Genomic DNA, 20,934 nt, shown 5'->3' with positions numbered 1-20,934 from the left:
CGAGGGCCTAAACTCGCAACGGTGAGCCGCAGGCATGTTTCCGTACACCGGACCGCGATCACTGATGCCCTTGCCGAACTCTCCGGACGTGAAACCGTCCCGCTAGCTCGAGCGCGCGGCCGGGTCTTGGTCGCCGACGTCGCCGCGCTTGCGCCAATGCCCGCTTTCGACAATTCAGCGATGGATGGTTTCGCGGTGCGCGCCGCGGAGGTCGTCATCGATTCGCCGCTTCCCGTTGCCACTCGAATCTTCGCCGGCGATACCGGGCCGGGGCCGCTGCTTCCCGGGACCGTCGCGGCGATCATGACCGGCGCCCCACTTCCCGCCGGCGCCGACGCCGTGGTGCCGGTTGAGCAATCCGACGAACGCGCGGACACGGTGAGTTTCAGTGCGGCACCCGACGTCGGCGCATTCATTCGGCGTGCCGCGGCCGACGTGGCCGCCGGGACACTCGTGGTGCCGGGTGGCACGGTCCTCGCCCCACGCCATCTCGCCGCCCTCGCGGCAACGGGCACGGCCGCCGTCGACGTTTTCAGGCGTCCCCGTGTCGCGGTGATCTCGACTGGCAGCGAACTTGTCAGTCCGGGCGCCCCATTGGCATTCGGTCAAGTGTACGAGTCGAATTCGGTGATTCTGGCCGCTCTGTGCACCGCACACGGCGCGCAGGTGACCTACGCCGACCGTGCGGGCGACGATGGCGACTTCGAGCAGAAACTCGCTGCCGCCGTCGCGACGGCCGACGTGGTGCTGACCTCGGGCGGTGTTTCGATGGGTGAACGAGAACCCGTGCGGGACTTGCTCTCCGACACCGGCTGGTTCGGACCAGTCGCAATGCAACCCGGTGGGCCACAAGGATTGACACGGTGGCGCGATACTCCGGTGATCAGCTTGCCGGGCAATCCAGTGAGCGTGATGGTGTCGTTTGAAGTGTTGGTACGCAGCGCATTACGGTCGGTCAGCGGCCTTCCCGAGGTGCAGCCGACATCTGCGACTCTGGTCGCCGACGTCACCTCGATCGCTGGCAAGACTCAGTATTTGCGCGGGTGCCTGCAGGCCGACGGGACTGTCGAGGTGGTCGGCGGCGCCGGCAGCCACCTCGTCGCAACGGCCGCGAATTCCAATGTCTTGATCGAGATCGATTCCGCGGCAGAGTATCTGCCTGCGGGTCAGGAGGTGCCGACATGGCCGCTGACTCAGTGACTTCCGAAGACGCCATCCTCAGTCACGTTGCCGCCGACGGCAGCGCGCATATGGTCGACGTGTCGCAGAAGGATGTCACCAAGCGAACAGCGACCGCGCGTGGTGTCTTTCGCACGACGCGGCGGGTGATCGCGCTTATTAGCAGTGGAAACACCCCGAAAGGCGATGTACTCGCGGTCGCCCGAATCGCCGGAATCATGGGCGCCAAACGTACATCGGACCTGATCCCGCTGTGTCATCAGTTGCCACTGAACTCTGTCGACGTGAGCTTCGAACTCACCGACGACACTGTGGTGGTGACGGCCACGGCATCGACGACCGGCCGTACGGGGGTCGAGATGGAGGCGTTGACGGCTGTCAGTGTCGCCGGACTCACGCTGCACGACATGGTCAAAGCCGTCGACCCCGCAGCATCGATGAACGATGTCGCACTATGGGCCAAAGATGGTGGGCGGCACGGAAGTTGGCGTCGTGATGAGCCACCGGCCGAGCCTGTCCGAACTGTCGCGGCCGGCACGGTCGATGTTTACCCCGGCCGACGTGCGATTGTCTTGGTGTCGTCCACCCGGATCGCCAGCGGCGAGCGCGCCGATGCCACCGGGCCGGTGATCCGAGAGTGGTTGACCAGCAAGGGATTCCAAGTCGCCGAGCCAATTATCGCCGCCGATGCCGACGTGGCGGGCGCCCTTCGCGCCGCTCTCGCGCAACGTCCCGCGTTACTGATAACCACCGGCGGAACCGGTCCGACCTCAGACGACCACACGCCTGAGGCGACCGCACCTCACCTGACCACCGCGTTGCCCGGCATCGCCGAAGCCATGCGGGAAACCGGCCGGGCCGCGACGCCGTACTCCTCGCTGAGCCGTGGACTCGCCGGGTTTGCCGGTCGCACACTGGTCGTGAACTTGCCGGGGTCGAAGGGCGGGGTCAACGACGGCATTGCCGTACTCGATCCCCTCGTCTCGCACCTATTTCACCTCGCCGACGGCGGCGGACACTGATGGCGCACGATCTTCCCGGCATCATCGATGCGCCACTTGATCCGCGCATATGCGAAGACGCCGTGCGTACCAGCGCGGACGGCGCCGTAGTGACTTTCACCGGCGTGGTTCGCGACCATCACGATGGTCGTTCGGTGACGGCCCTGCGTTACGAGGCTCATCCACGGGCTGCCGATTTTCTCGCGCAGGTGTGCGCGAAATATCGCGCCGCCGATATTCGGATCGCCGCACAACACCGGATCGGCGATTTGGTCATCGGCGACATCGCCGTGGTCGTAGCTGTCGCCACGCCGCATCGAGTCCAGGCATTTGCCTTGTGCGCCAAGGTAATTGATGAGATCAAAGCACAGGTTCCGATCTGGAAATTCGAGACATATGCCGACGGCGTGTCGGACTGGCAGGTCGGCAAATGTTGAAGGCGGATGCGGAGTAGAGGTCCAAGTTGTCCGTTACTAACGCTGACAGTTGATTGGCAGCTCTGAGCCAGGGCATCCCACATTCGGTCACCTACCTTCGTCTGTGTTCGACATACGTTGTCGCACAACAGGAAATCCCTAACCAAGGAGACCGAAATGCCTCAGCCTTACCGTCCCGGACAACAGCCCCGCCGCCAGGAGCGTCGCCGTCAGCGCCGCCGCGTATGGGACCGTCGTCGCCGTCAGTGGACCTGGGAATGGCGCTGATTCTGCGCGGCATCGCGCACTAACCCCGCTCAACCGAAGCCCCGCCCGGACTGAAGTCCGGCGGGGTTTCGTGTGTCTTCCATGCCCGCGCCAGGCTATGCACGTCGTTGCATAGTGCGTAGTTGCACTGCTACGTTGTTCACATGGCTCTCGAACACGCGATCATGGTGTCGCTAGCCGAGCGACCCGGCACCGGCTACGAGCTCGGGCGTCAATTCGAACGTTCTATCGGCCACTTCTGGTCGGCCACCCATCAGCAGATCTATCGGACGCTCAAGAAGCTCCACTCCGATGGTCTGGTCAGCTTTGAACCGGTTGCTCAAGACGGGCGACCCGATAAGAAGGTCTACACACTGTCCGACGCCGGACGGCAGGCGCTGCGCGATTGGGTGGCGACCCCCACCCCGGTGCAGCACCTGCGTAACGAACTCGGCGTCAAACTCCGCGCCGCCGAACACGGCGACATCAACGACACAATCGCCGACATGCGCCGTCAACGCGACCTGCATTCTTTTCAGCTCGACCTCTACACGAGATTCCAAAAGGACGACTACCCAAATCCGGGTGCGTTATCCGGCCGCAAACTACACCAGTATCTAGTGCTCCGCGGCGGAATTCGTGCCGCGGAAGGCTTTATCGATTGGTGTGATGAAGTCATCGACGCACTTAGTCAGCAGTCAGACACCTAAAACCCGCCGATCGCCGGACAGCCCCCGGTCGATCTTCCCGTCACGAAGGAGCGCAATGCCGACCGCACCGAACCCTCACTATCCGAGGCTCTTTGAGCCGTTGCAGATCGGCGGCATCACGCTGCGCAACCGCGCCGTGATGGGGTCTATGCACACCGGCCTCGAAGATCGCTATTGGGACACCGACAAACTGGCCGCGTATTACGCCGAACGCGCCCGCGGCGGCGTCGGGCTCATCATCACCGGCGGCTTCGCCCCGACCCGCACCGGCCTGCTCCTCCCCTTCGCGGGCAAGCTGACCAACTCGGTCGACGTCCATCGGCACAGTCGACTAACCAAGGCGGTCCACAAAGAGGGCGGCAAGATCGCGATCCAGCTCATCCACGCCGGACGCTACGGATACACCCCGCTCAAGGTGGCCGCGGGCTCAGAGCCATCGCCGATCCATCCGTTCAAACATTTCAAGATGAACGAACAGATGATCTGGCATGTCATTCGCGCCTTCGGACAGGGCGCCAAACTAGCACGTAAATCCGGCTACGACGCCATCGAACTGATGGGCGGCGAGGGCTATCTGATCAATCAGTTCCTGTGCCCGCATACCAACGACCGCACCGACAAATGGGGCGGCTCCACCGAGAATCGTCAGCGATTCCTGGTCGAGATCATCAAAGAGGTCCGTAAGCAGGTCCCGCGCAACTTCCCCATCATCCTGCGCCAGTCCATCGCCGACTTCGTCCGCAAGGGGCAGACCTGGGATGAGATCGCGCTGATGGCCCGTAAGGCCGAAGAACTCGGTGTCGATGCCATCAATACCGATATCGGCTGGCACGAGGCGGGTATTCCGACCATCGTCACGTCGGTGCCGCGTGCGGCGTTCGTGAAATTCACCGAGCGTCTTCGCGATGAGGTGAAGATTCCGCTGATCGCATCCAACCGCATCAACACCCCAGAGGTCGCCGAGGAGATCCTTGAACGCGGCCGTGTCGACGCGGTATCGATGGCCAGGCCGCTGCTCGCGGATCCAGAGTTCGTCAATAAGGCGATGACCGGTCGCGGCGACGAGATCAACACCTGCATCGGCTGCAACCAGGCCTGCCTCGATCACGCGTTTGTCGGCAAGAAGGTCTCCTGCCTGCTCAACGCGCGAGCTGGTCGTGAAACAGTACTGACCTTGGGCGCGACCCGCCGAGCCAAGCACATCGCGGTCATCGGTGCGGGTCCGGCCGGCCTCGCCGCGGCGGTCTCGGCGGCGCAGCGCGGTCACCGCATCGAACTGTTCGAAGGTAGCGACAAGATCGGCGGACAGTTCTCAATCGCCGCCCGCATTCCCGGCAAAGAAGAGTTCAATGAGACGGTCCGCTACTTCACCCGCCAGCTCGAAATCAACAATGTCACAGTACATTTGAACAAACGTGTGACTGCCGACGAGCTGATCGAAGGCACGTCTGCGGGCAAGTTTGACGAGGTGATCGTGGCTACCGGTGTGACCCCCCGTATCCCCGACATCGAGGGAGTCGACCACCCGATGGTGATGTCCTATGCCGATGCAGTCCTCGGCCACCGAGAAATCGGTAAGCGGGTCGCGGTGATCGGTGCGGGCGGAATCGGTTTCGACGTAACCGAATTCCTCACCGTCGACGAGTCCCCGACCCTGAATCTCAAAGAGTGGGAACAGGAGTGGGGCGTCAGCGAGGATCTGACTAAACCTGGTTTCGTCACCAAACCGCGCCCACTACCCGCGACGCGAACGGTCTATCTGGTGCAACGCAAGCCCGGACGACAGGGCAAGACGCTCGGCAAGACCACCGGCTGGGTGCATCGCGCGACGGTGAAAATGAAAGGCGTAGAACAGATTTCGGGAGCACGCTACGACAAGATCGACGACGCCGGGCTGCACTTGTCCTTCGACGATCCCGACACACCACCGCGCATTCTCGAAGTCGACAATGTGGTGATTTGCGCTGGCCAGGAATCGGTACGCGAACTGATCGACCCTCTGACGGTTGCCGGCGTGACCACCCACGTGATCGGCGGTGCCGATCTGGCCGCCGAACTCGACGCCAAGCGGGCCATTCGCCAGGGAACCGAAGTAGCCGCCAGTATCAACTGAGTCCGTCGAATCGACCTGTTTAGACTGACGGAATGGCAGTCCCCATTCCGTCAGTCGACGGTCGAGCAGTGGTCACCGGCGCATCGTCAGGGATCGGTATGGCGCTCGCGCGCGTTCTCGCCGCCCGCGGGTATTCGTTGATCGTCGTCGCGCGACGCGGCGAGATCCTCGAAGAGTTGGCGGTCGAGTTGCACGAGGATCACGGTGTGACCGTCGAGGTGCGCGCCGTTGACCTATCCGATTCCACGGCGGTGGAAGTGCTTTCCGCCGAACTGTCCGGTCGGGAGGTGTCAATTCTGTGCAATAACGCCGGAATCGCGACCTTCGGTCGGCTATACGAACTGGACGCCGACTACGAACGCGCTCAAACACGCCTCAATGTCAACGCGGTACACGATCTGACGCTGGCGGTATTGCCGCAGATGGTCGCGCGGCGGGCCGGCGGCATTCTGATGGTCGGATCGGCGGCTGGCAACATGCCTATCCCCAATAACGCGACGTACGCGGCGTCGAAAGCTTTCGTAAATACCTTCAGCGAATCCTTACGCGGCGAAGTCGCAGATCAGGGCGTCCACGTGACCCTGCTCGCGCCAGGACCGGTACGCACCGAGACCCCGAGTGCCGACGCGGCCAGCAACGTCGACGCCGCGGTACCCGACTTCCTCTGGCATTCCTCCGACAAAGTCGCCGAAATGAGTCTAGACGCGTTGGCGCGCAACAAGATGCGCGTCGTGCCGGGTGCCCTGTCCAAGGCGATGTCGGTAGCCGGCGGCTATTCACCGCGCAAGATCGTGGCACCAATCGTCGGGACCTTCTACCGCAAGATGGCCGACTGACCCCGGTCCGATCTGCGGTACCCCTAGCGGCGTCGCTTGGCGGTGCCGAAGATCGAACGGCTGATCTCGCGTCCCGCGGCACTAGCCGCCGACCGCAGGAAACTCTTCATCGCCGGGCTATTGAGCACCTCGGAGATCATGCCGGGTTCCTCTTTCGCGGGAACGGGGGCGGGGGCTGGCGGCGCAGCCTCCCCCGACGCTCCGATTCCGCCTGTGGGCGCTGGCGGGGCGACCTTAGCGGTCAACAACTCGTATGCCGACTCGCGATCGATCGGGGTGCCATATTTGGCGAACAGTGGGCTGGCCGTTGCCGCGGACTTGATACCGTCCGCACCGACTGCTGCCATCGATGAACGCGGTGCCCGCATCACCGTCCAGGCGACGGGAGTCGGCGCACCCTTCTCCGAGAGCACGGTGACTACCGCCTCGCCGGTTCCGAGCGAGGTCAACGCGGAATCCAGTTTGTAGACGTCAGAGACCGGATAGGTCTTCACCGTCTGCGACAGTGCCTTCTGGTCGTCAGGGGTAAACGCGCGCAGTGCGTGCTGGATACGAGCACCGAGCTGCGACAGCACCTCATTGGGGATATCGGTAGGCAACTGCGAACAGAAGAACACCCCGACGCCCTTGGACCTGATCAGTTTGACGGTCTGAACGACCTGCTCCTTGAACGCCTTGGAGGCGTCGTTGAACAGCAGGTGCGACTCATCGAAGATGAAGACCACCTTGGGCTTCTCCAGATCGCCAACCTCAGGCAAGTACTGGAAAAGGTCGGCCAGAATCCACATCAGGAAGGTCGAGAATAGGGCCGGACGAGCGGCTTGATCACCAAGTTCGAACAGAGTGATGACGCCACGGCCGTCGGCGCTCAGGCGTAGGAGGTCTGCTGGGTCGATCTCTGGTTCACCGAAGAAGGTGTCTCCGCCATCGGCCTCCAAGTTCGACAACGCACGCAGGATCACGCCCGCGGTCGCTGACGAGACGCCGCCAATCCCTTTCAGGTCCGCTTTGCCGTCATCACTTGTCAGGTAACTGATGACCTGGCGCAAGTCTTTGAGGTCGAGGAGCGCAAGGCCCTTCTGGTCCGCCCAATGGAAGATCAGGCCAAGTGTTGATTCCTGAGTGTCATTGAGCCCCAGCACTTTCGACAGCAGGATCGGACCGAATGAGGTGATCGTCGCGCGAATTGGCACGCCGATCCCCTTGTCCCCCAATGAGACGAACTCGGTGGGAAACGAATTAGCTTGCCAGTCATCGCCAGTCAGGCCCGCACGTTCGACAATCTTGTCATTCGACTCCCCGGACTTACTCAGTCCCGAAAGGTCTCCTTTGATGTCGGCCATGATGACCGGCACACCGTTTGCCGACAGTTGCTCGGCAATCAATTGCAGAGTCTTGGTCTTACCGGTACCCGTCGCACCGGCAACGAGTCCGTGGCGATTCATCATCGATAGCGGGATTCGAACCTTGGCGTCGGGGGCGACGGTCCCATCTACCGAAATCGAACCGAGCTCCAGTGCGGTTCCGGTGAAGTTGTATCCGGCAGCGATTGTCTGTGCAGCTCCAGCGGCGTCAGTCACAGCGCATCCTCTCGTGGTGCAGAGATATCGGTCGCGAACATCGCAGACTCTATTCGGCATGGTCTATTCAGAAAGAACAATAGCGATCGACTCCGCGCGGCACGCGGTTGGACATGCGCGTGAACCTGTACCGAGTTCGAGCGCGTGAGATCCACCTCGTTCACCCGAATCCACCTCACTCATCCAGCGAGGTGGATTCGGGGAACTGAGGTGGATTGATGACCGTCATCCCAGCGTCGGCGGCATGCCCTAAGGTTGAGCGAGTGCAAGACAAACTCGTATGGATCGACTGCGAAATGACCGGCCTGGACACGGTCAACGACAAACTGATCGAGATCGCCGCGCTGGTGACCGACAGTGATCTCAACATCCTCGGCGACGGTGTCGACATCGTCATCGGCGCATCCGACGACGCTCTGGCGAATATGCCTGACGTGGTGAAGGAAATGCATGCGTCGTCCGGTCTCACCGAGGAGGTGCGCGCATCGACGGTGACAATCGAACACGCACAGGCCGAGGTACTCGCCTACATCCGCAAGCATGTGCCGACTGCGGGCTCAGTTCCGTTGGCGGGCAACTCAATTGCCACTGATCGCTCGTTCATCTCCCGGGATATGCCCGAACTCGACGCCTACTTGCACTACCGCATGGTCGACGTGAGTTCCATCAAGGAGCTATGCCGGCGCTGGTTCCCCAAGATCTACTACGGCCAGCCTCAGAAGGGACTCGCCCATCGCGCACTCGCCGATATCCGCGAATCCATTCTCGAACTGCGCTACTACCGCGAAGCGGTCTTCGTCGATGCTCCCGGACCGGACACCGATGCTCTAGCGACCATCGTCGAGAAACTCGGACCTGCGTAAACACACCGACTGGAAACCGATTGGCATTCCGGCGGTGCGACCCGCTAAAGTATGAGCCTGGCTCGCGAGAAGGTTCTTCTCGACGGTGCCTATGGTGGGTGTAGTTCAGTTGGTAGAGCACCAGGTTGTGATCCTGGCTGTCGCGGGTTCGAGTCCCGTCATCCACCCCGAGAAGGTCAGTGGGCGAAAGCCCACTGACCTTCTTCTATTGGTTGCGCCACGCCCACCTGCAGAAGTCGAGCGAACCGCCTGCCGCAGTGACACCATGACACGGTGACTTCGACATCGAATAGCGACTCCGACACCGACGGCCTTCGCGAACCGCAGACCATCGCCTATCCGAGCCCGGCCGCGCACGGACACCGTTCAGAGATACACGGTCAGCCGCACGTCGTGGTGTTGTTCGGAGCCACCGGAGACCTCGCCCGGCGCAAGTTGCTGTGCGGCCTCGGCCATCTCGCTGTCCTGAAGCTCACCGCCGATATCCGCGTCGTCGGCACCAGCCTCGACGACATGGATGACGAGAAATTCCGCGCTTTCGCCCGTGAATCGATCGCCACCGTCGGTGCCCGCAAGATGACCGACGCCGAGTGGGACCAGTTCGCGCCGATGCTCCATTTCGTTCCGACGTCGGCCGGCCCCGAAGCGCTGGCCGCCAAAGTCGCCGAATGTGAGGCAGAACTGCCGGGCACGCCACGGCGACTGCACTATCTGAGCGTCCCGCCGAAGGCCGCGACCGCGGTCATCGACACTCTGGTTCAGGCTGATCTCATCGAGCGCTCACGAGTGGTCATGGAGAAGCCGTTCGGCGTCGACCTCGACTCCGCCATTGCCCTCAATGCCGAGTTACACGAGACATTCCACGAAAGCCAGATCTTTCGCATCGACCACTTCCTCGGTAAAGAGGCAGCACAGAATATTCTCGCGTTCCGGTTCGCCAATGGACTCTTCGAGCCGATCTGGAACAGAAACTTCATCGATCACGTACAAATCGACATCCCCGAAGAACTCGGGCTCGATGCCCGCGCGGCCTTTTACGAGCCGACCGGCGCTTACAAGGACATGGTCGTCACGCACCTGTTCCAGGTGTTGGCGTTCGTTGCGATGGAACCGCCGACAGCCCTTGAGCCACGGGCGATTTCGGAGGAGAAGAACAAAGTATTCCGGTCGCTCGAACCAATTGAGCCGAGCAACGTCGTGCGCGGACAGTACGCCGGATACCGACAGGAAGCTGGCGTCGATCCTGAGTCGGACACCGAGACCTTCATCGCATTGCGCGCCCACATCGACAACTGGCGGTGGGCCGGTGTCCCCTTCTATCTACGCACCGGAAAGCGGATGGCCGAGGGTAAGCGCATCATCTCGATCGCATTCAAAGAGGCACCCAAGTCGATGTTCCCGGCAGGCTCGGGTATCGGAGCGCAAGGCCCGGATCACCTGACCTTCGACCTCGCCGACGAGTCGCGGGTCTCGCTCTCGTTCTACGGCAAACGTCCGGGTCCGGGCATGCGGCTCGACAAATTGTCGATGCAATTCTCTACCGAGGAGACCGACCGCGCCGACGATGTACTCGAAGCCTATGAACGGCTCATCCTCGACGCGATGAACGGTGACCACACGCTGTTCAACACTGCCGAAGGCATCGAATCCCTGTGGGAGCGCTCCATTCCACTGCTGGAGAATCCCCCTCTGGTCAAGCCATACGCTCCCGGATCGTGGGGGCCGAACCAGATTCATCAACTCATCGCGCCGCACGCATGGCGCCTGCCGTTCGAACGAGGCTGGCGCAGTAGCGAATAGTGAAGTACAGAGCGAGTGACGGGATTCGAACCCGTGTAAACGGTTTTGCAGACCGGTGCCTGACCACTCAGCCACACCCGCGGGTATCTACGAGGGTGCTCGATAGCCGCGACACCGACAAGGGTTGAAATCAGCTACGCGTTAAACCGGCCTGCTCCATATCAGCGCTGATCCGTCCGCCGACTCGCCGACATGCGCGTACCGTCGAATGGGTGCGCGCCAAATCATCAGGAGCGATACTCGTCCTCGCCACGGCTTGCGCGTTGGTGATCACGACATCGGGCGTGGCGGCCGCAGAGGGTTCGGCCGCCACGTTCCGCCACCTGGCGGCCGGGCAACCCGCTATCGGCGACCCGTGTAGTGGCGCCGAAATCGGCCGTCGCACAACCGATGCCGCCGGCCGCGCGATTATCTGCTACAAATACCGTTGGTCACTTGACGTGGGCCAACGAGCGAACCTGCCGACGTGAGTGAATCCTGTTGATTCCCAATCACATTCGAACTCAGTACGTCACTCGCGCCCGCATCAGCGACACATTGTACTCGGTCCACGTTGACATCGTGAAATAGAGGTCATTGCCACTCGACCACGGGTGCAAGAATCCACCGTATAGCTGCGGGTATCGACCCGAATTCACCATCGGTGCGGGCTCCGACCATGCGCCCTGCGGCGATTTCGAGGTCCGTAACACGATCGAGCCGCGTACTGAGTCGAGGTAGCTGAGTTCCCAGCGCGCGGCCTTGGCGTCGTAACGCGCCGACAATTCGCCAGTGGGCCCCGCGAAGAGAACCGAGGCCGAATTGCCGTCGCGGGCCGGAATCCAGCGCCCGTTGCGCCAGTATTGATATGCCGTCTTATTGAGCACCTGATCCTTCGGTACTCGGGCGAGGCCGATCGAACCGATTCGCGAGTTGGGCGTACCGAACATGTAGACATAGTCACCCTGCGGGACCATGCTCGACACTTGGAACTGCGAAGTTCCAAAGATGTTGTCCCAGCGGGCATATGGATCACGGGTCCAGGTAGACCCGCCGTCGTCGGAGTAGGCCAGCCCGCCATAATTGGTCAGCCACACGCCGGGGATCGGCCCCCAGGTCCGCACCGACATGTAGGTCATGTACTGCCGACTACCGATGGCGAAACCCGACGTCGGGATGGTCGTCATCTCGTAGTAATTGACATGTCGCGAACTCAGCACCTGCACCGCGTGACAACGGCTGTCCTGGATCATCGTGTCGATGGCCAGTCCCTTGTGAAGGTCCTTAGCCTTTGTCGACGAGAAGCCGAGGATATTGCTGCGCCAGTCGCCTCCATTGGCTCCCGGCGGGGTGAAACCCTTGCCGAAACTGTCGCCGAACGCAATAGCGACCTGGCCCGGTTTCGACTCCCACATGATGCCGAGATCGGTGCCCTTCACCTGCCAGCGTTTGTCGGTGCGACTGGTCGAGCCCTTGCCGGTCACCGTTGACACCCAACGCACTGGACCGATACGCGGCGTCGCAGGCTTGGCGGTCAATGGGCCCGCGTCGACCCCTGGCGAAATCGCGGCAGGTGGCTTGGGTTTTGCGGGCGGATTGGGGTTGGGTACAACGATGGGAATAGTGATCGGCTTGAGGTCGAATCCGATCTTCGGAAACTGGATGGACACACTGCCATTGCCACCGGTCGCCTTTTTCGGCTTGGGTGGGTCAGTGATATCCGGGCAAGGGTCGTGACAAATATTCTTCGGTGCCGGCTCCGACTTGATGCGGGTGATCTTTTCCTGGGGTGCGGGCTCGGGCACCGGGACGATCTTCGGATACGGCAGTGGAATACCGATCCGGTCGGGCAGCTTCGGAATCAAGTCCTGTGGCGTAACCGGCCGTGGCTTCGGTTTGGGTGGAAGATCGTTCTCGCAGCCAGAACTCGGTAGGTAGTTGGCCGGAACGGCCTGGGCACCGCCGATCGGTGTTAGAATACCGCCGACGATGGCCGCCGATAAGGCTGATACTGCGAGAATGGCCGCGCGTCCGCGCATCTACGAGGCCTTTCGTCCGGGTCGGGGTGCTCGGATGTCGCAGCCGACGCTGGACATACTGGCAGAGAACTTACCACCGACCCGGACGAAGACAGCGCTACAGCGAGCGCGCGATGATTTCTTTCATGATTTCGTTCGTTCCCGCGTAGATCTTCTGCACGCGGTTGTCGGCCCACATGCGAGCGATCGGGTATTCGTTCATGTATCCGTAGCCGCCGAACAGTTGCAAGCACTCATCGGCGACCGCCATCGCGCGATCACTCACCCACCACTTGGCCATCGCGACCGTCGGGATATCAAGCTCCCCCTTGATGTGTTTCGCAATACAGTCGTCGACGAATACGCGAGCGATCTTTGTCTCGGTCGCGGCCTCGGCGAGTTTGAACTTGGTGTTCTGGAAACCGAAGATCGGCCGGCCGAACGCGGTGCGCTCCTTGGTGTACTCCAATGTGAGTTCCACGGCGGCTTCCATGCCGGCGACCGAGGTGACAGCGATGATCAGCCGTTCCTGCGGAAGCTGCTGCATGAGCTGGATAAAGCCCTGGCCTTCCTCAGCGCCCAGCAGATTCGACGTCGGAACACGCACGCCGTCGAAGAACAACTCCGACGTGTCTTGGCCGCGCTGGCCGATCTTGTCAAGCACCCGACCACGTCGGTAACCCTCGCGGTCGGCCTCGACGAGAATCAGCGAAATGCCCTTAGCGCCTTCTGACACATCGGTTTTCGCGACCACGATAATCAGATCGGCCTGCTGGCCATTGGTGATGAAAGTCTTGGAACCGTCGATGACGTACTCGTCGCCGTCGCGGATCGCCTTGGTCTTGACGGCCTGCAAGTCCGAACCGGTACCCGGTTCGGTCATCGCGATCGCCCCGACGACTTCACCCGATGCCATCTTCGGCAGCCACTTCTTCTTCTGCTCCTCGGAACCGTAGGACAGCAGATAGTGAGCGATGATGCCGTTATGCAGGGTGACACCCCACGACGAGTCGGCCACCCTGGCCTGCTCTTCCATCAAGACGGCCTCGTGCGCGAACGTGCCACCGCCGCCGCCGTACTCTTCGGGAATCGACATGCAGAGCAGGCCAACTTCGCCGGCCTTATTCCACAAGTCGCGGTCGACGTGATGCTGCTCGCGGAACTTTTCGCTGTTCGGCGCCAGCTCCTTCTCGCAGAACGCGCGAGTCATCTCGCGCAAAGCGGTGAGTTCTTCTGTCTCCCACGGGGATACCACAGCCATGTCTATCGAACACTTTCCTTCGACGGGTTGCTAACACCGGCGATCGTATCAGTGTTCAATGTCAAGGTTTCCGTCGGCCAGACGAGGCCGGGGTCCAGCGGACTAGGCGTTACCCCTCGACCACACCGACCAGGGCACATTCCAGTCACCAAGACCATCGGTGCCCGATAGCCTCGGTCCGACCGTGTGCCGTACCTCGACCGGATCGCCCCGCAGTGTATTGTTCATGACCCACAACGCGTTATCCGGACTGAGGTTCAGGCACCCATGACTGGTGTTGGTATTGCCTTGGGCCCATACCGACCAAGGTGCCGAGTGGAAGTAGATGCCGCTGTAGGACATCTGGGTGGCGTAGTCGACCGGCGTCCGATAGCCGTCAGCCGACCCGACCGGGACACCATATGTCGAGGAGTCCATCACCAGCATCGAGTGCTTGTCGCCAACGAGGTAGACGCCATTGTCGGTAGGCGTCGAATCCTTGCCCATCGACGTGGGCATCCGGCGGATGACTTTGCCGTCTTTGCGGAACGTCACCTGTTTGGTCTTGTCGTCGGCGACGACGACCATCGAGCGGCCGACTTTGAACGACGACCGAAGGTTTTCCTGCCCGAACAGGCCGCCGCCGAGGTCGATCCCGTAGGTATTGACCGCAACATCCACCTTGGTTCCGGTCTTCCAGTATTCCTTGGGACGCCAGCGCACTTCCTGATCGCTGATCCAGTAGAAAGCGCCGTCGACCGCTGGCGTCGTTGTCACCTTAATCGCTGCCTGCGCGGCCTTCTTGTTGGTGATCGGCTCGTCGAATTTCACCGCGACGGGCTGGCCAACGCCGACTGTTTCGCCGTTGCGCGGCACCAGGTATGCCTGGGTGAGGTTCTGCGGTGCGCGCGTCGTGAACGACACATTGCTCGAACTCTCGCCGCCAACCCCAGCAGCCTTCGCGTTGACTGTGTACCGACGGTTGTATCCGAACGGCTCCGAACTGGTCCAGGTTGTGCCGTCGACACTTAGATCACCCTTGAGAGGTGAACCGTCAGCCTTGTTGATGGTGACCGACGTGAGGGAACCGCCCGCAGACTTCACGGTGATCGGAGCGCCGGGCTGGATACCAATGGCGTTGTCGACCAGCGGCTTATCCGCCCATTCGGTGACCGCCAACGATGGCTTGAGCATGTCGTCGAATCGCGCCGAACTCCCGACCTGGTCGCTATAACTCGCGTCCTTGGTGCACGACGTGAGGCTGCCAACCAGCCCGACGAGCACAATGGCGCTGGCTACCGGCGCCAACCGTCGCCTCAATCCGGCACGACCGTTCCCCATGAATTTTCCTGCTTCCGTCGCAAACCAACCGCGAATTCACCTTGTGCGACGCGGGGTATAACCACCCGCGCGCAAGAGTAACGTAAGTGTAAAGGAAGAGTCACCCGCGCCGCATCATTCGCACGTCAGACAGCTACGCAACCCACCACAACACCACAGTCGCCGCGGCGACGGCGGCTGAGGCCACCGCTATCCCCTGTCCGGCGATACGGCCGACCCCGATATTCACGCCCGCACGCGAACACCGCTGCCGCCACAGAATCGTCGCAAGCGACGCCCAGATTGTGACCAATGGACCAACATTCACCCCGATGAGCAAAGCCATCAGCCGTATCGGCGAATCGTCGGCGACCGACTCGAGCGCGAGATAGGCGGGCAGGTTATTGACCGCATTCGACGATGCCGCGCCGATCCCGGCAAGACGGAGCAGCGCGCCAAGGCCCTCCCCCTCACCGGCCGCCGATGACACCAGATCACCCAGGACACTATTGGTAAGCACCCGCATCAATGCCAGCAACCCCGCCACGGCAATAGCCATCTGCCACGGCACCGCGAGACGTCGTATCTGCTGGCGATCGCGCATCCACAATGCGGTCAGCAGAATCAATGCGGCAGCCACCGCGGGAATCGCCGGCATCACTCCCGACACGAACGCAGGAACCAACGCGGCGCAGACCGCGACGGCGATCGCGAACAGGATTCGATCGTGCGGCGCGCCGACATCGACATGTCGCTCATACGATCCACGCAATTGTCGGCGGTACATCAGACCAGCGGCCAGCACCGTCACGGCGATGGCCGCGAGCGCCGGCCGCCACGACAACGCGAGATAGTTCTGGTCACCAAAATGGTGCAACGCCAACAGATTCGACAGATTCGACACCGGAAGCAGCAATGACGCCGTATTCGCGAGCCAGACCGTAACCATGACGAATGGAAGCACCGACACCTTGACCTGGCGCGCCATCGCCAGCACCACCGGAGTGAGGAGCACTGCGGTGGTGTCAAGGCTCAGCACGACCGTCGATGCCGTCGCGAGTACGACGACCAATGACCACAGAATCCAGATCCGACCGCGGCCCCATCTCGCGGCAACGCGAGCAGCTGCGTCGAAGACACCGGCATGCTGACAGACTTCGGCGACCACGGTGATGGCGATGAGAAACACGAGGACCGGAGCGACTTGCGCTACAAAAGATTCCACGATTGCTCCACCGGCAAAGAGTAATCCCCGCACCGTGTGCCACGGTGCGGGGATTTCTTGTGCGCCATCAGGGACTTGAACCCCGAACCCGCTGGTTTGGAGTCTGCCACGGATGCGAGCATCGCAGAACTTGACGAGTGGCGCAAAGCATCATGAGCGCGGGCGGCGTTCAGCAGTGGTGGGTGGAATTGCCCGCGGGGCCGGTCATCCTCGCGTTCATCGTTGTGGCGATGGTAGCCGGGCAGGTGATCGGGTGGTGCGTCCTGCGGGCGACTCGCCGCCCTGACCAGCGGCGGCGAGCGCATTTTAGTCCGACTCGCGCCGATTCGGGAACTTGGCAAAAGTGGAACTAATGTCCCACTTTATGATTTGGAACACATGGTTTGTGCGGTTTGAGGCTGAACTCTCCGCAGGCTCATTGTCTGGCGAGACACGCCGGTTGCGGTCCTATCATCTACGCAGGTTCGCCTACGATCATCCCGACTTACCACCCGGTGAGGTCACCCGCGACCTGTGCGTCTCGTGGCTCGCCGGGCACCAGTGGTCAGCGGAGACCACCCGGTCCTACCGTGCGTCACTGCGGCGATTCTTCGCGTGGGCGTACGCGTCGGGGTTGATCGCCGCCGATCCGACCGCGACGCTGCCAACAATCCGACCACCGCGCGCTTTGCCACGTCCGGCACCCGATGAGATTGTGCGGGCGGCTGTGATCGGGGCACCCGAGCGCACACGGCTGATGATCGAGCTTATTTCGGCGACCGGGATTCGGCGCGGTGAGTGCGCGCGCGTGCATTCGCGTGATGTGAGCGAGGATCTGGTCGGGTGGTCGCTGCGCGTGGTCGGCAAGGGTGGGCACGTTCGCATGGTGCCCTTGCCGGGCCGTTTGGCCGGCGTCCTGCGCGGAGCCGAGGGGTTCATGTTTCCCGGTCGGATCGACGGGCACCTGTCCCCTCGGCGCGTCGGTGAGCTGGTCGCTGAGGCTCTGCCCGGCACCTGGACCGCGCACACGTTGCGGCACCGCTACGCGACGCGGGCCTACGCGGTTTCGCACGATCTGCGAGCAGTGCAGGAGCTACTGGGGCACGCCAAACCCGAAACCACCGCGATCTACACACGGGTAGCTGACACCCGGCTACGCGAGGTCGCCGCGCAAGTATGGGCGGCGGCGTAACACCTGCCACACGCCCGGCGATGTAGATAGTAAGTTTGTAATTCACCACAACAACAGGAGGCTTTTATGCATGACCCAATCGCGGCGATCTGGCGCAACGTTATGAACATTCCCGGGTACCAGCAGGCTTTCGACTTCATCGGTCACTTGATGGGCTGGAAGTAAACAGACGACGGACAAAATGAAAACGCCCCCGGCAGTGCCGGGGGCGTTCTTTTGTTCGGCTAGCTAGCGGCGTGGCCCCCAGTAGTTCAAATGGTTGGCCGAGTGAGCGATAGCGGTCTTGCCAGGGATAATCTGGTCGATCGCATATCGTCCGTGAACACCGGACGACGTGAAACGGTTAAGCGCGTCAACCGTGTTGTAGACCTTGCGGGCGAACGTTAGCGGATCGGTATTGAGGTCGGTCATCGCTTCTGCGACTTCACCGTTGGTGATCGCGGTGCCCACCGCTGCGGCCCACGCTACCGGGTCGATCAGGCTCATGTCCTTCACGACCTCATAGCCCGCCACGAGGTAACTGTCCTCGATTGCGTTGCCGTACATGTCATCTGGGAGGCAGTAGTCGAACCAGTCGAGGGTGGCGGGTAGTCCTGGTGCGCCGAATCCGCCGATCGGCTGACCGGAGATGCCGCGCCCGGCGAGGGTGTTGCCCTGATGGAAGGTACGACCTTGCGCGCGGTGCGGGCTGGCGAAGGTGTGAATCCAGAAACAATCGTTCTTGCGTCCGGCCAGGGTCGGGTCGGTGAGCAATGCTTCGCCGACGCGGGAGGCGACCGCGCCGCCCTGCGAGTAGCCGACGACGCCGAACTTGCGTCCGGCAGGCATGAGCTTGATGAGGCGGATTACCTCATCGACGCCCATCTGCACCGACTGGGCGTAGGACGGGCTGCCAAGCTGCGAGAGTGGCGGCTCTCCGTTGGCGGCGATGGGGCCGAACCGGGCCGGGTAGTTGACGTGCTGAACGTCAAAGACGCTGCGGTTCAACAGGTCCGTCAACTTTTTCATCATGCCGATGGGCGTGTTCGGGTAGTTGCCGGGGCCAATTTCCCAGGTGCCGGGTACTGCGAAAATTGTTTTGGGAGCCATGAGAGTCCTTTCGGGACAGATGTTTTGTCGGGTACTGACAGCCGACGCGCGGGGTTTCGCGTGGTGAACTGTCCCCCACTACCCCGCTATCTGTGAAATACCTACAGGGCGCGGAGCCACACAAACGACATAGCCCCGGTGAGTGCCGTCGCCGCGTTGCTGCCCTTGCCGCCGGTGAGCGAGCCGCCTGAGTCTTGGGCGACGATCATTCGCACGGTGTCACCGACCGCGAGCGCTACCTCGTCGCTTGCTGAGAGGCAGTTCTCCCAGGTAGTGCCGTTCATGGCGTCGCACATGATCGCCGACGCTGGCGAGGTTGAGTTGAGGGTGATCTTCATATTGCGCCGTCCGGTGGCGTTGTTGCCGCCCCACGGCCAGAATGCGGTGATGCGGTAGATCCCGGCTTTGCGGCACACGAACCCGGCATTGCTGTATTGGGCTTGTCCGCCGGGCTGTGAGTCCCACGCCGCCGATTGCCAGGTGACCGGCACATCGGTAGCGTTCGCGCACGCTTGCGCTGAGGTTCGGATGAGCTTGCAGACGGCGGGCGGGGTCGGGTCAGACCCGGCGGGTAGCGGTATCTCTGCCTCATTCATCACTGTTTCGACCCGTTCGGCGAGCGCTTTAATTTGCTTGTCGCCCTGCGTAATTGGGTCGGTGCCGATCGGGTAAGGGATGCCGTAGATGGGGGTTTGCGCGGGCATAATTCAGCTCAATTCTGGTGCGGGGGTGACTTGTGGGTTGGGGGTGATGGTTTGGACGTCCCACCACGAGACGGACTCGTGGAATCGTTTCGATGGGTCGGACCATGTGAGGGTTGCGAAATCCGCGTTGGCGCGGGCGTTGTCCCAGTTGAATGCGGTTCCGACGCGCTGTGCTCGCCAGGCCGGGTTGAGGGTGACGATCCAGCGGTGATCGACGTATTCGACACGGCCACCGTAGATTTGATACGACGCGAGCGTGTTGAGCGCTTGCGCGTAGGGGTCGGACATGACGCGGATGATTGAGGGGGCGTGCGCGCATCGGGTGAGGGCGAATGCTTGCTCGATGCCGTGGAATCCGTTGGTGGAGATGGTGTCCCAGATGATCGGCGGGTGCGCGGGATATCCGGCTTGGTCGATCACCTCCCACGTGTGGGTGAAAGGCCGGGCGGAGTTGCCTTGGTTAGGTGAGTCGAGGTTGAGCCACGTCGAGAGTTGCGCGGCGCGGTACACCGTCGCCGGTCGCATCCCTGCGGTGCGGAATTTCGTTCCGTCTGCCTTGGTGTATTCCAGCTCGATACGGTTGACGGCCGAGGCACGGTCAAGCCGCACAACGTTATCGGCGGTGGACACGTCGCACCCGCTGATCACCGTGTTCCAGTAGGTGGCCGTATCCGCGCCGAACCCGCTGGTGGTGAATTGCCCTTCGGAGATAACGCGATCTTGGGTGCCGGGCAGTCGGTAGAGCTGTGCGTACCAGCCTGTGCCCTGCGGTTGTCGGGGCCGGATCACATTCTCGTCGGGCCGGTATTCCCACCCGAGGCCGAAGCTCCGGTAGAACTCATCGCACAGTGTGGCAAGGGATTTGCTGCTGGTGTCGGTCTTTCCCATCGGCCAGCTTGTGGTGTCTGGCTCGAAGTAGAACTCATCTATCCCGATACCTCCATCGACTGCGGCTTGCTTGAGTCGGTTCGCGCGGGCGAGCGCAGTTTCGGCGGGCCACGAGGTGTTCGACCCGAAAGTGACGTTGCCCATGTCGGTGGCTTTGTCGGTGCCGGTGACGTGCACCAGCCAGCCGCGCGCGGTCGTGTTCTCATCACGTGGGCGGGTGGATAGTTCTATGTCGGCGTTGGTGATGCGGCCTTGGAAGATGACGCGGGTGGTGCTGGTGCCCGCGGTGAAGTTGAAGGCGGTCCATCCGACTTTGATGCTCACCCCGATGACCGATTGTGTTGCGGCCCGTGAGAGCCAATACCCGAGCGGATCCCACAATTGACAAGTAACGGTTGCGGGTTGTCGGTCTGAGAGTGGATCGGTTGCGCCCCAGTCGATTCCTAGGCCGGTGAGGATGGTGACGGTGTCGGCGGCGTGGTCTTCTCGGCAGTAGACGCGAGTGCCGTCTATTTCGACCCACGGGTCGGGCATG

Annotated in this window: 19 protein-coding genes and 2 tRNA genes; 12 read left to right on the top strand and 9 right to left on the bottom strand. The window is 62.0% G+C overall.

Features of this window, described 5'->3' with window-relative positions:
- Positions 1-21: 21 nt before the first annotated feature.
- The 6 genes from glp to cmrA all read left to right on the top strand — a co-directional run bounded on the left by glp (position 22) and on the right by cmrA (position 6,522).
- A complete protein-coding gene (glp, locus tag AAFP29_RS10760; RefSeq protein WP_419217371.1) occupies positions 22-1,200 on the top strand; it encodes a gephyrin-like molybdotransferase Glp in 1,179 nt (392 codons plus the stop codon).
- Positions 1,182-2,201 (top strand): bifunctional molybdenum cofactor biosynthesis protein MoaC/MoaB, encoded by a 1,020-nt coding sequence (moaCB, locus tag AAFP29_RS10755; RefSeq protein WP_419217370.1) that lies wholly within the window; start codon positions 1,182-1,184, stop codon positions 2,199-2,201. The genes glp and moaCB overlap by 19 nt, the downstream gene beginning before the upstream one ends.
- On the top strand, positions 2,201-2,617 hold the full coding sequence (locus AAFP29_RS10750; RefSeq protein ID WP_419217369.1) for a molybdenum cofactor biosynthesis protein MoaE: 417 nt from the start codon (positions 2,201-2,203) through the stop codon (positions 2,615-2,617). Before moaCB ends, AAFP29_RS10750 begins: the two co-directional genes overlap by 1 nt.
- Before the next feature lie 410 nt (positions 2,618-3,027).
- Positions 3,028-3,573, top strand: a complete 546-nt coding sequence (locus AAFP29_RS10745; protein ID WP_419217368.1) for a PadR family transcriptional regulator — start codon at positions 3,028-3,030, stop codon at positions 3,571-3,573.
- 55 nt (positions 3,574-3,628) lie between these two features.
- Positions 3,629-5,686: an FAD-dependent oxidoreductase gene (locus AAFP29_RS10740; RefSeq protein ID WP_419217367.1), complete on the top strand. Its 2,058-nt coding sequence runs from the start codon at positions 3,629-3,631 to the stop codon at positions 5,684-5,686.
- A gap of 32 nt (positions 5,687-5,718) precedes the next feature.
- Complete coding sequence (cmrA, locus tag AAFP29_RS10735; protein ID WP_419217366.1) at positions 5,719-6,522, top strand: mycolate reductase; 804 nt, start codon at positions 5,719-5,721, stop codon at positions 6,520-6,522.
- A 23-nt stretch (positions 6,523-6,545) separates the two neighbouring features.
- On the opposite strand, the gene AAFP29_RS10730 is transcribed toward cmrA, so the two are convergent.
- A complete protein-coding gene (locus AAFP29_RS10730; protein WP_419217365.1) occupies positions 6,546-8,162 on the bottom strand; it encodes a helicase HerA-like domain-containing protein in 1,617 nt (538 codons plus the stop codon).
- Positions 8,163-8,365: 203 nt separating this feature from the next.
- Here AAFP29_RS10730 and orn point away from each other — a divergent pair, with 203 nt between their 5' ends.
- The 3 genes from orn (at position 8,366) to zwf (ending at position 10,765) form a co-directional block, all read left to right on the top strand.
- Positions 8,366-8,965, top strand: coding sequence for an oligoribonuclease (gene orn, locus AAFP29_RS10725; RefSeq protein WP_419218062.1), 600 nt, complete (start codon positions 8,366-8,368; stop codon positions 8,963-8,965).
- Between the two features lie 94 nt (positions 8,966-9,059).
- Positions 9,060-9,132: transfer RNA gene (locus AAFP29_RS10720), tRNA-His, on the top strand.
- Positions 9,133-9,238: 106 nt separating this feature from the next.
- Positions 9,239-10,765: a glucose-6-phosphate dehydrogenase gene (gene zwf, locus AAFP29_RS10715; protein WP_419217364.1), complete on the top strand. Its 1,527-nt coding sequence runs from the start codon at positions 9,239-9,241 to the stop codon at positions 10,763-10,765.
- A 10-nt stretch (positions 10,766-10,775) separates the two neighbouring features.
- Here zwf and AAFP29_RS10710 read toward each other — a convergent pair.
- Positions 10,776-10,846, bottom strand: a tRNA-Cys gene (locus tag AAFP29_RS10710).
- A 131-nt stretch (positions 10,847-10,977) separates the two neighbouring features.
- On the opposite strand from AAFP29_RS10710, the gene AAFP29_RS10705 reads away from it, so the two are divergent.
- On the top strand, positions 10,978-11,235 hold the full coding sequence (locus AAFP29_RS10705) for a hypothetical protein (protein WP_419217363.1): 258 nt from the start codon (positions 10,978-10,980) through the stop codon (positions 11,233-11,235).
- Between the two features lie 33 nt (positions 11,236-11,268).
- On the opposite strand, the gene AAFP29_RS10700 is transcribed toward AAFP29_RS10705, so the two are convergent.
- From AAFP29_RS10700 to AAFP29_RS10685, 4 genes are all read right to left on the bottom strand, one after another.
- On the bottom strand, positions 11,269-12,783 hold the full coding sequence (locus AAFP29_RS10700) for a DUF4185 domain-containing protein (protein WP_419217362.1): 1,515 nt from the start codon (positions 12,781-12,783) through the stop codon (positions 11,269-11,271).
- A 97-nt stretch (positions 12,784-12,880) separates the two neighbouring features.
- Entirely contained in the window at positions 12,881-14,023 is a 1,143-nt protein-coding gene (locus AAFP29_RS10695; RefSeq protein ID WP_419217361.1) for an acyl-CoA dehydrogenase family protein, read from the bottom strand.
- A gap of 102 nt (positions 14,024-14,125) precedes the next feature.
- The gene (locus AAFP29_RS10690; protein ID WP_419217360.1) at positions 14,126-15,343 is read right to left on the bottom strand and encodes a L,D-transpeptidase; all 1,218 of its coding nucleotides are present in this window, start codon (positions 15,341-15,343) and stop codon (positions 14,126-14,128) included.
- Positions 15,344-15,476: 133 nt separating this feature from the next.
- Positions 15,477-16,547 (bottom strand): SLC13 family permease, encoded by a 1,071-nt coding sequence (locus AAFP29_RS10685; RefSeq protein WP_419217359.1) that lies wholly within the window; start codon positions 16,545-16,547, stop codon positions 15,477-15,479.
- Positions 16,548-16,684: 137 nt separating this feature from the next.
- On the opposite strand from AAFP29_RS10685, the gene AAFP29_RS10680 reads away from it, so the two are divergent.
- Together AAFP29_RS10680 and AAFP29_RS10675 are read left to right on the top strand one after the other, a co-directional pair.
- Positions 16,685-16,900 carry a hypothetical protein gene (locus AAFP29_RS10680; protein ID WP_419217358.1) on the top strand — a complete coding sequence of 72 codons (216 nt, stop codon included), beginning with the start codon at positions 16,685-16,687 and terminating at the stop codon, positions 16,898-16,900.
- Positions 16,901-16,911: 11 nt separating this feature from the next.
- Positions 16,912-17,718, top strand: a complete 807-nt coding sequence (locus AAFP29_RS10675; protein WP_419217357.1) for a tyrosine-type recombinase/integrase — start codon at positions 16,912-16,914, stop codon at positions 17,716-17,718.
- 228 nt (positions 17,719-17,946) lie between these two features.
- Here AAFP29_RS10675 and AAFP29_RS10670 read toward each other — a convergent pair whose 3' ends face one another.
- The 3 genes from AAFP29_RS10670 to AAFP29_RS10660 all read right to left on the bottom strand — a co-directional run bounded on the left by AAFP29_RS10670 (position 17,947) and on the right by AAFP29_RS10660 (position 20,933).
- Positions 17,947-18,807 carry a PE-PPE domain-containing protein gene (locus AAFP29_RS10670; RefSeq protein WP_419217356.1) on the bottom strand — a complete coding sequence of 287 codons (861 nt, stop codon included), beginning with the start codon at positions 18,805-18,807 and terminating at the stop codon, positions 17,947-17,949.
- Between the two features lie 101 nt (positions 18,808-18,908).
- A complete protein-coding gene (locus AAFP29_RS10665) occupies positions 18,909-19,511 on the bottom strand; it encodes a hypothetical protein (RefSeq protein ID WP_419217355.1) in 603 nt (200 codons plus the stop codon).
- A 3-nt stretch (positions 19,512-19,514) separates the two neighbouring features.
- Positions 19,515-20,933, bottom strand: coding sequence for a hypothetical protein (locus AAFP29_RS10660; protein WP_419217354.1), 1,419 nt, complete (start codon positions 20,931-20,933; stop codon positions 19,515-19,517).
- Between the last annotated feature and the right edge of the window lies 1 nt (position 20,934).

It is taken from the genome of Gordonia sp. CPCC 205333 (genome assembly GCF_048537885.1).
Lineage (GTDB): Bacteria > Actinomycetota > Actinomycetes > Mycobacteriales > Mycobacteriaceae > Gordonia.
Note: the sequence above shows the minus strand (reverse complement) of the source record. Positions and strands in the feature narration are given on the sequence as shown.